Source organism: Neorhizobium sp. DAR64860/K0K1 (genome assembly GCF_050500205.1).
Classification (GTDB): Bacteria; Pseudomonadota; Alphaproteobacteria; order Rhizobiales; family Rhizobiaceae; genus Neorhizobium; species Neorhizobium soli.
In genome coordinates, this window is record NZ_CP191460.1 from 102,731 (window position 1) to 117,088 (window position 14,358).

The 14,358-nt window shown below is 53.6% G+C and carries 12 protein-coding genes; 8 read left to right on the plus strand and 4 right to left on the minus strand.

Going from position 1 to position 14,358, the window contains the following annotated elements:
• Positions 1 to 363 precede the first annotated feature (363 nt).
• On the minus strand, positions 364 to 1,005 hold the full coding sequence (locus ACQY1J_RS22010; RefSeq protein ID WP_430252397.1) for a transcriptional regulator: 642 nt from the start codon (positions 1,003 to 1,005) through the stop codon (positions 364 to 366).
• A gap of 1,246 nt (positions 1,006 to 2,251) precedes the next feature.
• On the opposite strand from ACQY1J_RS22010, the gene ACQY1J_RS22015 reads away from it, so the two are divergent.
• Together ACQY1J_RS22015 and ACQY1J_RS22020 are read left to right on the plus strand one after the other, a co-directional pair.
• A complete protein-coding gene (locus ACQY1J_RS22015; protein ID WP_430252493.1) occupies positions 2,252 to 3,346 on the plus strand; it encodes a hypothetical protein in 1,095 nt (364 codons plus the stop codon).
• A 16-nt stretch (positions 3,347 to 3,362) separates the two neighbouring features.
• Complete coding sequence (locus tag ACQY1J_RS22020) at positions 3,363 to 4,376, plus strand: hypothetical protein (RefSeq protein ID WP_430252399.1); 1,014 nt, start codon at positions 3,363 to 3,365, stop codon at positions 4,374 to 4,376.
• A gap of 187 nt (positions 4,377 to 4,563) precedes the next feature.
• On the opposite strand, the gene ACQY1J_RS22025 is transcribed toward ACQY1J_RS22020, so the two are convergent.
• A complete protein-coding gene (locus ACQY1J_RS22025) occupies positions 4,564 to 5,748 on the minus strand; it encodes a trans-sulfuration enzyme family protein (protein ID WP_430252400.1) in 1,185 nt (394 codons plus the stop codon).
• Complete coding sequence (locus tag ACQY1J_RS22030; RefSeq protein WP_430252402.1) at positions 5,741 to 7,369, minus strand: B12-binding domain/radical SAM domain-containing protein; 1,629 nt, start codon at positions 7,367 to 7,369, stop codon at positions 5,741 to 5,743. The genes ACQY1J_RS22025 and ACQY1J_RS22030 overlap by 8 nt, the downstream gene beginning before the upstream one ends.
• 104 nt (positions 7,370 to 7,473) lie before the next feature.
• On the opposite strand from ACQY1J_RS22030, the gene ACQY1J_RS22035 reads away from it, so the two are divergent.
• Entirely contained in the window at positions 7,474 to 8,508 is a 1,035-nt protein-coding gene (locus ACQY1J_RS22035; protein WP_430252404.1) for a D-alanine--D-alanine ligase family protein, read from the plus strand.
• A 1-nt stretch (position 8,509) separates the two neighbouring features.
• Here the strand turns inward: ACQY1J_RS22035 and ACQY1J_RS22040 are convergent, their stop codons facing one another.
• The gene (locus tag ACQY1J_RS22040) at positions 8,510 to 9,211 is read right to left on the minus strand and encodes a GntR family transcriptional regulator (protein WP_430252406.1); all 702 of its coding nucleotides are present in this window, start codon (positions 9,209 to 9,211) and stop codon (positions 8,510 to 8,512) included.
• Positions 9,212 to 9,741: 530 nt separating this feature from the next.
• On the opposite strand from ACQY1J_RS22040, the gene ACQY1J_RS22045 reads away from it, so the two are divergent.
• The 5 genes from ACQY1J_RS22045 (at position 9,742) to ACQY1J_RS22065 (ending at position 14,356) form a co-directional block, all read left to right on the plus strand.
• Positions 9,742 to 10,680, plus strand: coding sequence for a D-alanine--D-alanine ligase family protein (locus tag ACQY1J_RS22045; protein WP_430252408.1), 939 nt, complete (start codon positions 9,742 to 9,744; stop codon positions 10,678 to 10,680).
• Positions 10,681 to 10,726: 46 nt separating this feature from the next.
• On the plus strand, positions 10,727 to 11,587 hold the full coding sequence (locus tag ACQY1J_RS22050; protein ID WP_430252410.1) for a DMT family transporter: 861 nt from the start codon (positions 10,727 to 10,729) through the stop codon (positions 11,585 to 11,587).
• A 161-nt stretch (positions 11,588 to 11,748) separates the two neighbouring features.
• A complete protein-coding gene (locus ACQY1J_RS22055) occupies positions 11,749 to 12,978 on the plus strand; it encodes an aminotransferase class I/II-fold pyridoxal phosphate-dependent enzyme (RefSeq protein ID WP_430252412.1) in 1,230 nt (409 codons plus the stop codon).
• The gene (locus tag ACQY1J_RS22060; RefSeq protein WP_430252414.1) at positions 12,975 to 13,844 is read left to right on the plus strand and encodes an HpcH/HpaI aldolase/citrate lyase family protein; all 870 of its coding nucleotides are present in this window, start codon (positions 12,975 to 12,977) and stop codon (positions 13,842 to 13,844) included. The genes ACQY1J_RS22055 and ACQY1J_RS22060 overlap by 4 nt, the downstream gene beginning before the upstream one ends.
• Positions 13,838 to 14,356, plus strand: a complete 519-nt coding sequence (locus ACQY1J_RS22065; protein ID WP_430252494.1) for a MaoC family dehydratase — start codon at positions 13,838 to 13,840, stop codon at positions 14,354 to 14,356. The genes ACQY1J_RS22060 and ACQY1J_RS22065 overlap by 7 nt, the downstream gene beginning before the upstream one ends.
• The last annotated feature ends 2 nt before the right edge of the window (positions 14,357 to 14,358 follow it).

Consider the following 14,358-nt stretch of genomic DNA (forward strand, 5'->3'; position numbering starts at 1 on the left):
TCATCTGCCCTGCTTACCGCGCTTTCCACCACCGTAGGCTCTACCAAATCAGGATCGGATGCAGCCGACGGCGATAGCTCAGCATCTCCGACTGCGCTTGAGGTAGCCAAGCTCTCATCAGCAGCGGTTTCCGCTGGGCCGGAAAGAGCCAGGACATTCCGCTTCGCGTCGGCAACCACCGCGTCCTGCTTCGACTCACGGCGGCGTGGCACGAGTCGGCTTAGAAACTTCCAGGGAGATGCCACGAGACAGGCCTCGCATCTGTTACCGGTCTATGCAGGTTCAGTCCGGCGACAGTCTGATCGCCGCCGAGCTGACTATCTAGATTAGAGGTATGAGCAGTTCCCGGCGGCAGCGGGAAGATCAATCGATATTAAGCTTTTTCCGCAAATCAGCATTTTCAGCACGAAGCTTTTCGGCCAGCATCTTGCGCAGCGTTTGGTTCTCCGCCTCTAGCTGCAGCAGATCAGCCATTTCGTCGCCAGCTGAAGTCGCCGCGTCATCTGCGATCCGATCAGGCGTCGAAGCAGCGGGCTCGACCGGCGTTGAGACTACGAGCACGCGTGGTTTGCGGCCTCGCTTCTTGCGGCCATCGGTACCGGCTGGTGCACTCTCCGCGGTCGTTGCGACAACGGAGCTTTTCTTCGCCCGGGGCTTACGCTGCTTCTTTACGGCAATAGGCGCTTCTTCCGGCGCAGGCACTTCAACATCGTTTATTGTCTCGGCATCGTCGGCCATGAGCATCTCTTTCGATTCTTCAGCAATTGTCGGCGTCGCTTCGGGTGGTGTCAATGATAGGAGATGCGGGTCTGCACGATGCACTGACAACTCCGGTTTCGGGACATTCCCCACGATACCTAGTAGCAGCGACGGCATCGCCTCGTCCTCTACGTCACGAGCAACGGACTTGAGGTCCACGTTTCCCCAGATGGACTTGGGCTTGGCATCAAGCTTCCGACGGCCGGACTTGTACTCGACAGCAAAACTGCGCTGTGTTTTCTTCACTCAAAAAGCTTTCGGATTCACGGAGACGGATTTGCGCGACGGGCTGACCACGGTGCAGAGATCGGAGTAAAGATTTCTTGGATGCTAGTCCACTTCTGATTGACATTTCGCCTACGCGCGCCTTTCGCCGGTGGTATTTGAAGAAGATCGCAGGGCTCGTTTCACTTTCCGCTTCGGCACGCCAAGGAACCAACTCCGCTGCGTGTCGATATGGAAAAGCTGTTCGCCTCATCCTTCCGTATGTCATGGGGTTCTAGTCTATTCAGATAGAGCCGGCATTCTCTTACCAAGAAGTAGGGAGACGAACTTGCATAAGGCCAGCGAAGCGGGCTGTAGCATTACCACCCACGCTGCGCTTAAGTTAGGTTACTCAGCCGTTCATTTCACCGGTCGATAATAACTGCTATCTCCGGCTAGATCCCACACAATACCAGCTCGGCAAGCCAAGACGTCTAACATTGATCGGGCGCTCCGAACCTACGCCATTCGCGCAGATCTCCTGTCGGCAGTTGCGATCCGATCCAACAAAAAATGAACATCTTCGAGTATGTCGGAGTTGACGCCGATGTCGATCTCGTGCGCCGCGAGAAGCGCTCGCTTGAGAAGCTCGGAACGGACGGCGGGCACTGAACTATAGAGCGTTGCCCGATCTCCAATATTTGCGTCAAAGTCTGGTGCGGGCGATCCATGTCGTATTCCTTCTTACGCAGGCGGGGACACGTATGAACTCGCAGTCGCCAGCGCCTACCTCATCGGTTGCGGACGATGTCATAAGAATAGGCTTAATCGCACCAAAAGTCGACCCCTCCCCTCAGTAGAAGGATTGGGGCTGCTGATAACGCTAAACCTTAGCGGCGGGATGATCGATGCAGTGAAACCTGCCATTACCTCCCGCGTCCTTGAACCCGTCAGGCACCTCCTCGACGTGGATGCCGTCGTTGCGACAAGGAGATTGAGAGCTTTCCTCCGAAAGCCTTACCCAACCAACGCGCCCACAAACCTCGCATCTCAACAACTCCTCCCAGTTACGCCGGGCCATGAGAAACTCCGAAGTTTACAGTTGGCAGAGCTACGCGCCACCCTTTGGCGGCGGTGCGCTATGGCATCAAATTTGCGTTCGAATAGACCTTTCATCAGTCTGCTCGTTCTGGCAAGAGGTTGGGCTACAAAGGCTGAAGCATGGGGCTTGTGGTGCGGTCGGACGTCCCTACTAGCATCGCACCATCGGAATGAGGAGTTCACGTTGCTGCCGTTTCTCGCACTGCCTAAACGTCCGCTTTCACTGGCTCCGAATAGTATTTCCACCCCGAATGCCTACTTCTGGTCCACACCGGTTATTTTGGCGCTGGCCGTGTTCCTGCTCGTGTGGGAAGCACCGGGCGTCATCCGGGATTTTCGGATCAGTCAAAACCCGGTACTGATCGAAGATGGAGATGTACAGAACGGCCGATGCACAACGCGCAGGGCAATCCTTACCGACTGCGAAGCCCGCCTCGTCTATACCTACCGGGGCCAGGCCTACGATACCGAAGTCGAGGTGATGTTCGTCGATTTCCATACCGGCGATTACGAGACCGGTTTGGTCATCTCAGCCGATCGTCCGGAACTGGCCACCATCAGTCTTGGCTTGGACAAGCTGTGGAACCGCATCATCACCCTTGCCGCTTTCGTGATGATTCTCGGTGGCATGGGTCTGGCGATGATCGCGCTCGGGTTTCGCATCTGGCGCGTTAAACGTCGCTTGCGCCACCCAGCTTTGCTCATCCCCGTGCCTGTCGAAATCACGGCCTTCGACCGTAAGCGCGGCTTGCTGAACATAACCTACAACGACAAGATCGCGGCCGATAAGACGGGCCGATCTGGCTATACGCGCATGTCTCCCGGACAGGAGCCACTTATAGTTGGCGAATATAACGGCAAGGCGATTGGCTTGGCCGTTCGCCATGGGGACACCGCCCTCCCCGTTCTTCTCGACGACACCCTGCAGCGTATCAATCTTTCGGATGAGGAACGCAGTGAAGCTTTGGGACCCCTTCTGGCTCTGCAAGAAAGTGACGGGTCTGCTCCACGGCTCGTCGAAGCGACAACGCGCAGGGTCTCGACCTGGACGCGGCTCAAGCTAGTGTTCGGCGTGATTATGCTGATATTTACCGGCGTCATAGGGTTCAGGCTCTGGTATGTCACGAGCTCCGCTACTCAGTTCCAGTCGCCAGGCATGGACATCAACAACCTGATGCCGAAGACGTTGAACGACTGGGGGTGCGCTCAGCTGAAGAAGCGCTTTGGACAGGATCGTGCGCCATTCGGCTGCGTCGCTGACGACTATACGAGCTGGAAGTAGTGTGCATAGGTGGGCTTTGTCCAAGAGATTGATCATTCTGGGTAAGAGGATACACGACATCCTGTCCTTCTACGACGAGATCAACCGGGTGTTCATGAAGAACGAAACATGGTCACTTGAACACAGCCTCGATGCGTTCAACGACATGCTCTACGGACAGTATGGCAACACCTCCGTTGGTGGAACGGTCGAGATCGTGTGGCGGAACATTGAGATGAGCCGGGATACCCTCGGTTTCGAGGCGACGCATGCCCTGCTCAGCGAGAAGCAACGACAACCAAAGATATTTGATGCCGACCTGATCGGCCGGCAGCTGGTTTATCTAGAACGCGGCCGCGGGAAGACCTATTTCGATAGCGTCCCGGACATCGTTGCCGATTATCCAACATTAATCTCGTTAGCGGATAGGTCCGTGCCCATCCGCCCTTTATTCCCCGGGAAGGATCCGTTCGCCTTGCGCTTTGTCATCCTTATATTAGCTTCGCTGATCCATTTGACGGCGCCTGTCTTGGCGGAGGACGAGGAAGGCCCGGCTCTTCTGCGCCAGGCCTTGGAAGGCGCATTGCGCGGGTGTGAGGCCTGGATTCTGGAGCCTGCAAGCTGGAGCGACGGTGTCGAACCATTCCTTGCCGTGATCGGACTTACCGAACACGTGCGCGAGACCTTCGGTCTACCGGACGCCTTGTTGCCGCCGCCCTCACTGCGCCGCGCGAACCGATACTGGCGCATCGATGCAGGTCAGGAGAACGGCTATGCACTTGTGGTCTCTGAAGGTATTCCCATGTGCCATATCAGTGGTGGAGGCGGCGAAGACCTTCAGCCCGTAGCCGAGATTGTCATCACCGCTGCAAACTTTCGCTCCAGGTGGGACAAGGTTAGCGAGGAGCGAACGAACGACATGGTCTCAACACTTTTTCGGTCGCGTGACGACAAGGCTTTTACACTTCTGTTTAGCCGCGCTGCGACGCCAGATGCACGGCGCGATCGACCACAAGTCGTTGTAACAGGCTTCTACAGTCTCACGCCTTGAAGGGATTCGAACCGCCGCCCTGGAGTTTACGGGACCAGAATTACAATTGAACGAATGGCTTGCCGATGAAGCAGTCACCGGCGAGCACACCACTCCTATCGGGTACTGCCAAGAGTTTGGGTTAAGGTGATCGTATTCTGAAAGTGCGTATGGTCACCTGGCCATGAATGCTCACAGAAAGCGAATTTTAGTCCTCTCTGAGGAGCAGGTCGAAATCTGCAAGGATATCGCTCGGATCTTCCAATCCAATGTAGAACCGAGCACATGGTCCCTTCAATTTGTCAGCTGCTATGGTGCGCACCTGCGCTGGGGCAAAAAGATTCACCAAGCTAACCGCCCCGCCCCACCCGTATCCAACGTTGATCGTTGAGAGCTTATTAATCCGGTCACGCAGTATCTCGGGAGGGAGCGAAAATTCGACTGAAATCAGGCTATTGAACCCGGAGTACAAGGTTTGAAAAAGCATGTGATAGGGGCTTTTCGATGAAGCCGGATGAAAGACCTCATGTACAACCGAGCTTTGAGCGAGGCGCGATAAGATGGCGGAAGCTGAATGCTGTTGTGCATCAAGACGCAAACTGAGTGTTGACATTGATTTTGCCGCATCTGAGCAGGCCGATGAGCTTACGTAGTCCCCGAGTAATGCTGATCTGGTCTTGAACGAATTGTACAAGTCCTCACTGACTGTAACTGCTGCGCCGAGTGAAACACCCGCGATGGCCGCGTGGGTTTTGGTGAGCGAAAGAACGGAAACATCTATGCCGTGCTGAAAAGGGTTAAAGAAGTGCGATGCAGACCAAGTATTATCGATCATAGTGATAATGTTGCGAGAGCGGCACAGCTTCACGATAGGCCTTGGGTCAACAACCTCAAAAAGAAAAGATCCTGGAGACTCCCAAAAGACCAGTCGCGTATTACATCGGAGCAGTCTCTCCAGATCATGTGAATCATGGAGAGTAAAATAATCGACGGTTACCCCGAGGGGGGCGAAATGGCGGTCCAGCAACCACTTGGTTGTGTAGGTAATACAATCCGAGACCAGGATATGATCGCCGGATTGAACAAGAGCAGACAGAACTAGATTGATAGCTGCCTGTCCCGAGGGAGACAGAACCGCGCAATTTCCACCCTCCAATCTCGCGATTTCTTTGGCAAGTGACAGAGTGGTCGGGGTATCCACACCGCCGTAATATAGTCCTTCCATCACATGATCCGCCGTCCGCAGAAGACTGTTATCGGCGATGGGTGCCAAACGCTCTAAGGAAGGCGCAATCAGCGTGGTTGCGTTTATCGGCGGCAGGATTGGACTCACCATATCTCCAAGCGGAAACATCCCTACTCGCGCCGAGGCGGTTCTTTTGTTCTCAAGCATCTGCAATCCTATCGAGCATGCGTATGACTTCGATCACCTCAGGTAAGTCTGGGGGCGCAACGCCTGCGAGCGGATACTCAACAGAAGCTTCGCCAAACCTATGAAAAGCGGTGAGCATTGGACCTGGCGGGGTTCCCCATCTCAGGTAATCTTCCCCTTGGCTCTCTGGGATCGAGCGTAATGGGTGCTGGACTGCCCAGTTCGCGCTCACTGAAAGAGGCTGACCCTGCTCACGACGAGCGACGATCAGACGATCCAGGAGGGCAAGCCGGCTAGAATGCGGTTCACCAAGTCCAAACAGCAACGCGCAGCCAACCGAAATGTCGTTTGCCGCGAATATTTGCATGACCTTACTAAAACGGTTCTGCCAAGACTCGGTGCGTCCGCCAATGTCTTTGCTCATGCCGCCGATTTCGTCCGGGTCAAACGTTTCGAGGCCGATAAACACGTATCGCAGGCCGACACTGGAGAGCCGCCTGATTAAGTCTTGTCGTCTGATAACTTGATCGATGGTGAACTGGCACCCAAACACTATATCGATGGGATCGCTCTCCATCAGCTGGCAAAACTGCTCGATTGCGACCGGACTTCCACTCAGAAAAATGGAGTCTTCAACGAAGGCACTTGCTTGCCAGCCCGGGCAGTCCTCCTTGATCACTCGGACAGCGGCGATCATTTGATTGTACAACCGCCATGGCGCGCCTTTGATGTCTTGGATGCCGCCGGTCACTCCTCTCCGCTCGCTGCAAAATGAGCAGTCGTAAACGCACCCGCGTCCCGTATCACTGAAGACATGAGCAGTCTTGCGTCCTTCAAACACATCGAAAGACGCCGACACGCCAAATACGTCGGCAAGCGCGCCCATCGTATCGTAGGCCACAGGCATGCCATTGCTAACCACAAGTCGATCTATAACAGGGAAATCCGCTATCCAGTTGCCAGGAATTGATGATACGATTTCACTGGAAATCGCGAAATGATCAGCCGGGCCTTGATTTACGACGCAGCGACCAAGTTCAAAGATCACGTGCTCGCCGTCCCCAGAAATGACCACGTCAAACACCGGCGGAATAGAGCCTCGGCGAATTAGCCCTCCCGGCGAAGCGGTATGATGCTGAACTGTGTCGACCGCTCTAATTCTTTCATTCGTCAAATAGAGCGTCTCGCTCGGATGCCGCCCTCCTAAGACGATCAATACTTCATCACCCAGTAACTCTCTAGCGATCGTAGCACACTCAACCGCACCCGGCATGCAAAGGGTCATTGCGCCGATTAGAAGCAGGTTTGGACGCTCCCTCAGAATAAGATCTTTGAAACGCGGCAGATCATCGAGCGAGTACATAAGCAAAAATTTGTCTCGGACCGTGGACCGCCCGCCGCTCCAATTGCTCGCCGACCACTCGTTGCCGCTTAACCGCGCCTTAGAGGCTGCAAGGCGGCATGCGTTGAACAGGCTGGCCGGGTCCGTACTGTTCAATGCCTCACTGCTTTTGTTACCTGAAATCCAGTCGGGGGCGGCGACAGCGATAGCCCTTAGTTTTGGTGACACAAGAGAGCTTCGCGCATCTTGTCCTACGCGATCACGGGAAAACTGAGGAAGCAGGTCACTTTTATCCCACATTTAAAAAATCCCTAAATTAATTAGAATGGCTTGCGATCCAGTATGATTGGATCCAATACATATGCACAGCCACGGCCTATTGTCGTTAGGGGGAACTGAAAAAGATGTCAGTGTGTGTGGTTTTGCTATTCGGTGGCCGAGGCCCAGAACACGAAGTGTCGCTACGTTCTGCGGCGACAATTTTGGAAGGTCTCCGCGCAAACGATTATGAAATACATTGCGTCGGCATCAGTCGCGTTGGAAGCTGGCATTATATGGGTCCAGAAGTTGCGTCGGAGGTCGATACAAGTCAGCCACAGGTAAACCTGTCTCCTGGCTCGAGAAGTTTGTCATATTTTTCAAAAGACGCCCGCGTCACGATCTCTGCAGATATATTTTTTCCTGCGCTGCACGGCGCTTGGGGCGAAGACGGCACGTTGCAGGGCCTATCTGAGCTTTTGGGTATTCCCTGTGCCGGCTCATCAGTTTTGGGCTCAGCGATCGGAATGGACAAAGATGTTTCGAAACGACTCTTGGTTCAAAAGGGATATCTCACGGCAACTTGGGACGTAGTGCGCGCTGGCGAACATGCGCCTAACTGGCAGGAACTCGTCAGACGGCACGGAAGCCCGATGTTCGTCAAACCAGCAACATCTGGATCTTCGATAGGCGTCCGTCGTGTGACTGGGCCGAATGAGTTAGAGGAAGCCATCGAGTTGGCTTGTAGATACAGCCACAAGGTCCTCGTGGAACAGGCGGTATCGGGTCGCGAAATTGAGTGTGCAGTTATTGAAACAAGCAAAGGGCCGGTCGCCTCCGCCCTTGGGGAGATCAGGGCCAAGAACGCTCACGTATTTTACGATTATGACGCGAAATACGAGGACGAAGATGGTGCCGACCTAATTGTTCCTGCAGATATTGCTGCACCGCTCAGGGACCAAATTCAGTCGCTCGCAATCGGGATTTTCCGCGATCTGGAGTTAAGCGGTTTTGCACGTGTCGATTTTTTTCTTACGGCAAACGGAATTATCTATTTCAACGAAGTAAACACCCTGCCTGGCTTCACCAGCATCAGCATGTTTCCGAGGATGTTAATTCAAACCGGCATGCCGCTAAAACAAATCATATCCGAAATTGTAGGATTCACTTTGCGCCAGTAGGTCACTGCTCAGTGAGGCCAGGGTGACTCTTTCGTGACTCCAAAAACTCAAGCACCTCTTCTTTCCCGTTGGTAAGATGTTGACGCAACGCTGATGAGGCAGTTTTGACATCGCCCCGCTTTGCCGCTTCGAAAATATCGTAATGGTCTTTCTGCGAACGCTCATGATAGTCAAGGTTGATAAGCAAAAATCTGATGTATCGGTCAACGGAGTCATGCAACGAATTAACGAGTGCTATAAGCCTCGGACGGTTAGCGCTGCTGTATAACGCACCATGAAACCGTCGATTGAGATCACTCAGGCGATCCGGGTCATATGTGTCGTCCATTGCAACAAGCAATTGAGACAGCTCTTCGATTGTTTTCGGTTGGATGTTAGGGATCGAAATCTCAAGGGCCGTGCACTCGGCCATAACGCGCATCTCGAAAACTTCTCTAATGTCGTCAATTTCCATGCTCGCAACGACAGCACCTTTATGAGGCTGATGGTCTATTAACCCGTCCGCTTCAAGACGTCTGAGGGCCTCACGAATAGGCATTCGGCTCAATTTAAACTCTTCAGCGAGATCGTCCTGACGAAGCGGAGTTCCTGCCGGGAGACGGCCGGACAGGATCGCCTGCCGCAACGTCTCCACCACAAACTCGGTAGCAGTCTTAAAGCGGGGACGCTCCTCGCCAATGATCTCGTCCAACAGACTTTTCACTTGCAATCTCCTCCGTTTAAGACGACACTTTGCATTGGATCCAATATCCATTGTCCCGGACAGTTCGACTTGAAGCGCGAAACTGCTGACACTGAAAGAGGGCACATGCACAACATTACAGCTAGCCATAACACTGTGAGTTCCGAAGAGAAACTAATCGCCGCCGTAACGGCCGAGATGGAACCATCTCAAAGCGACGTTGGAGGCTCACGGCGTCGACTTTGAGTACAATTCAGACGCTTCCCAAGCTGTCCCGCATATAAGCAATATCTGGACAAGGAAGGTGCGTGCGGAGACAATCATTAGCGGTCTTAAAGACGTCTGAATTGCTTGGGGCTCAGCGTGCAACTCTCAATCACGGGCTCCGTCGTACGTCCTCACCGCTGTGGGTCATTCTGCAGAAAGAGCTGAATCATCCATCCGTGTGTCATTCGGATCCGAGCTTCCCTTCGCGGATATGGATTCCGCTGCGCATCAGCTCGCTCGCAAAATCAAGAATCTACAGAAGCTCCTATCGTTGGAGGGGAACCATGCGTGACAAAATCCTATTACTAAAGGGCGGAAACTCTTCGGAACGAGAGATTTCGCTTCATACGGGGTCGTCAGTTGAACAGGCGCTTGTTGCGTTGCAAATGCCGTTCGACGTGGTCGATGTGCCGTCCTTGAAAGAGGTGATGTCCCTCCCCTTTGAAGATTACCAAGGCGTATTTCTCGCTCTTCACGGTGGCTTTGGCGAGAACGGAACGATCCAGGCCATACTTGAGAGCATCAACGTCCCGTTCAATGGGGCAAGCGGCCAAGCCAGTACTATCTGTATGAGCAAGCATCTAACGAAGCTCGTTGTACGGGATTGGGCAGTTGCGACACCAGACTGTGTGTTTGTGCCATCAAGGGCGAATGCACAAGGGTACGCTGACCTGGTTGGGCGCCTTGGGCACCGGTTCATTGTAAAGCCAGACGCCGAAGGATGCAGCGTCGGAGTGTCGTTGGTTTCGAGCGCGGCGGAGTTCGACCAAGCGTTTGCGGATGCAGCCGCCTTCGAACGGGGCGTGCTGTGTGAGGAGTTCATTGAAGGTGACGAAATTACAGTAGGCTATCTAAACGGCCGGGCTATGCCTCCACTGGCCATCACGTTCTCCCAGGAATTTTTCTCTTGGGAAGCAAAATTCCAGTCATCCAACTCTACCGCCTTTGCCGCAGCGTCTCTTCCGGACACAACTCAAAAAAGGATTGAAAGGAGTATGTCAGCTATAGCTCAGGCGTTGAATATAGAAGACTATTTTCGAGCGGATTTCATCGTTCGGGATAGCCAAGCATACCTGCTGGAGATCAACACGCTGCCTGGCCTAAACCATCATAGCGTGTTTCCCAAAGGATGTGAGCTAGCCAACATTTCATACAATGCAATGATTGAGGGCCTGATCAAGACATGGCCGAAACATCCTGCTTCGGATCAAGCCGTTGCATAGGCTCGTAACAACCGCGGCTCTATGCACGTTAACGGCAATCTGGTGCTTGGGATGGTTCCTCACCAAAGTAGGGTTATCCTATTCAACACCATTCTCGTTTACGTCGGCGCGGTTTTCCATCGGATCGGCGCTGATGCTGGCCGGGCTGGCCCTTCTTCGTCGGCGAATTTTGCCTGATCGAGCATATTGGCTGCCAATTGGAGCGATAGGGTTCTTGCAGACAACTTTAATGTATGCCTTTTCCGCATACGGGCTTTTGCTGGTAGATATCGGAAGAGCCACAATATTAATTTACGCCACACCTATTTGGGCGGTCGCGCTTGGGCCTTTGGTTCTTAGAGAAAAGTTGAATATCTGGAAAATCGGGTGTGTTGCACTCGGCTGCATCGGCATCTCGTTTGTTATATTGCCAACCATTAGTAGTCAGCCTTTGGTTGGCTTTGTGGTGCTATTAGCAGCATCCTTATGCTGGGCGCTGGCCATGCTGATTACCAAAAGAAATCTAGTTAAAGCTGACCAAGTGCATGTTGTTGTATGGCAAACCGTCATCGGGGCGCTTGGTCTTGCGATAATCACTCCGTTTGTTGACGGTGGCTTTGTTTTCGAAATGAATTACGCCAGCGTTCTGACACTTCTTTACGTAGCCATCTTCGGGACAATTGTCGCGATGTCGCTATGGTTTTTCATTGTTCAGCGCGTTGAGATGATTCAATCGAGTTTGGCGTCTCTTGCAGTGCCAATTTTGGTGATAATCATCGACACTTGGATAAGCGGCCGTGCCTTTGATTGGGGCCTTACCGTGGGAAGCGTCCTTATTGTGTGCTCGATACTGATTGTATGGTTGCAACCGAAGACAGCGCCGATCGTCACACAGCACAGAAACCCGAAATATGACGAGGTGTTGTAGCTCTAGGGCGTATATCCAGTTGCCCGACCGACATCGGTCGCCGCGGCAGAAGGAATCCACTTCACGATGCTCATGGTCATTCAAACGGTCTCTACAATACTATCGTTTGCCACCCATCGACGCCGCTAGCTCGGCCCTACGCTATGAAAGAGGGGAAAATCATGCCTAATCTTACCCAGCACAGGTTCAGAAACACTTCTAAGCTGGCTGCGATGAGTTCCGACAGCTGGGACGCGGCGAAAAAGGAACAGCTCATCAGCCTTTACGTGGATTCAAGCGACGTCGGCCACATTCGTGATACCGACGACGGCCCCACAGAGTTCATCAACATGAGCTGCTATTCTTACCTTGGGCTGAACCGACATTCCCAAGTTATTGAAGGCGCCATCGATGCGCTCCGACACGAAGGCATTACAAGTCTCGGTATCGCTCCAACGCGGATCAGATCCAACTTGGTTAAACGAACTGAGGAGGGATTGTCCGACCTTTTCGACGCAAAGTGCCTCGTTAGCCTCTCATGTTCTGTCGCAACTTCGGGGTTGCTGCCGTTGATATCGTCCGGCCACCTTGCAAACGGAGGACCAAGGGTCACCGTTTTTGATAAGAAGGCACATTTCTGCATGGATTGGATTAAGCCAATCTGCGCCGACGAGGCTCCGGTTATCTCTGCGCCACATAACGACATGGACTTCCTTGAAGACGTCTGCAGACGAAACCAAAGCGTAGCCTATATCGCCGACGGTGCTTATTCGCTCGGCGGAACTGCAAATCTGGACGCGCTTCTCTCACTCCAAGATCGGTACGGGCTATTTGTATGGTTCGACGATTCACACTCGCTTTCAGTAGCGGGACGAAACGGCGAAGGGATGGTTAGGTCGCATATGGGTGAGCTAAATCCTCTAACGGTCATTTCGGCATCGCTTGACAAGGGATTCGGCTGCTCAGGCGGCGTGGTTATGTTCGATCGAGAGTTCGACACGTCATTTGTCAACACTTTCGCTGGCCCGATGTGCTGGTCCCAGAGCCTCAATACCCCTAGCCTTGGCAGTATCCTCGCCAGCACGGAGATCCACGCCAGTTCTGAGTTGCAAGAACTTCAAACCAAGCTGCGTCAGAATATTGCGTACTTCGACGAGATGGTACCCACTGAATTGACAGGCTCTCTACTCCCGATACGCTCCATTCACGTGGGGGACGCTTCGCTCACAATTGCATTGTCGCGCCTGATCTTGGAGAACGGGTTTTACTGCGCCGCAAGCTACTTTCCGATAACGGCTAGAGGACGGGAAGGACTGCGGGTGATGCTGCGGGCTGACCACCGACCAGAGGATCTCGTTCGCTTCTGCACGTTGCTTAGGAACGAGGTACTCCCCAGGGTTCGAGTGTTATGAGCTTGGCCATCCAGCGATCAGCCGTGGCGAACCCGCTGAAGGATTGCAGGAGCATTCTCGTGACCCCTGGCACCGCCGTGGACCGGTTCCGCTCTGCGCAAAAATGCGATGCAGACGCGCTCCTTTACGACCTGGAGGACAGCGTCCGAATAGTAGACAAGGATCTCGCGAGGAACAGTTGGCGGCTCTTTGATAAGGGGATATTTACAAAGCCAGTATCTGTCAGGGTGAATTCAATAAATACCCTTTGCGGACTACGTGACCTCGAGGCGATGATGGACACTGGCCATGTTCCGGATTTGCTCTTCCTACCGAAGGTCGAAGACCCGGCAGTAGTTAAGCTTGTAAGTGCGATTCTTGACGAACAGGCTGCTTCAACGTCTCTCTGCGCAATATTAGAAACGCCGGGCGGGGTTGGGGACGCTCTATCGATAGCGCGTTCCGACCGCCGTCTCGTCGCACTTTGTTTCGGCCTAGCCGATTACGCAGCCTGTCTCGGCGTTACAACTCAGTGGGAGGAGATGATCCACGCTCGGGCGACAGTCGTCATGGCGGCGAGAGCGGCTGGCCTTATCGCAGTAGATGCGCCAACCTTTGCACTAGAAGACTTCGGTCAACTGGAGGAGGACTGCAGTCGATCACGGAATATGGGATTCAACGCGAAGATTGCTATCCACCCCCGGCAGATATCGCACATCAATAAACATTTCAGCCCTTCCGAAGAAAGCGTGATCTGGGCAAGAAAAGTCCTCGATGCCGTCGAGGGGCATAGCGACGCCATCTCGGTTGTCGATGGCACAATGATCGGCCCCCCTTTTGTGCGGCGAGCACATTCCATAGTGTCCGGGAAGGCTTCAACATCGTGAAAGACATCCTCGCATTCGAGAAAACCTCGCCGGGCCGCTATCGCCAGAGACAAGGCGTCTTTTATGATGAGTTCGACGTCGGGGACATTATCGAACATTATCCCGGCAGAACGATTACAGAAGCGGACAACGTGTGGATGTCGTTGCTGTCTCACAACACGCACCCTCTACATATCGATCACGCTTACGCCGCGACGACAGAATTCGGGCGGCCCGTTGTTTCAAGCCTTGTTACGCTTTCCATCGTCGGAGGTATGACAACGGCCGGGACAAGTGCACAGGCCATTGCCAATCTCGGTTGGGACAACATCCGACTGACCGCACCTGTTTTCGTCGGGGACACTGTCTATGCCGAAACGACTATCGTCGCTAAGCGGCTTTCCGAAAGCCGCGAAGGCACAGGCATCGTGACCTTTGAAACAACGGGCCGCAAGGCGGACGGAGCCCAATTCATGACTTTCCGGAGGAGCGCTCTCATTCCTTGTAACCCTAACGGTCAGGAACGGGCGTAGTT

Excerpts from the sequence above, each read along its gene's own strand:
- ACQY1J_RS22060 (WP_430252414.1), top strand. The coding sequence starts at position 12,975 with ATGAGCTTGGCCATCCAGCGATCAGCCGTGGCGAACCCGCTGAAGGAT.
- ACQY1J_RS22025 (WP_430252400.1), bottom strand. The coding sequence starts at position 5,748 with ATGCTTGAGAACAAAAGAACCGCCTCGGCGCGAGTAGGGATGTTTCCG.
- ACQY1J_RS22055 (WP_430252412.1), top strand. The coding sequence starts at position 11,749 with ATGCCTAATCTTACCCAGCACAGGTTCAGAAACACTTCTAAGCTGGCT.
- ACQY1J_RS22035 (WP_430252404.1), top strand. The coding sequence starts at position 7,474 with ATGTCAGTGTGTGTGGTTTTGCTATTCGGTGGCCGAGGCCCAGAACAC.
- ACQY1J_RS22045 (WP_430252408.1), top strand. The coding sequence starts at position 9,742 with ATGCGTGACAAAATCCTATTACTAAAGGGCGGAAACTCTTCGGAACGA.
- ACQY1J_RS22030 (WP_430252402.1), bottom strand. The coding sequence starts at position 7,369 with ATGTGGGATAAAAGTGACCTGCTTCCTCAGTTTTCCCGTGATCGCGTA.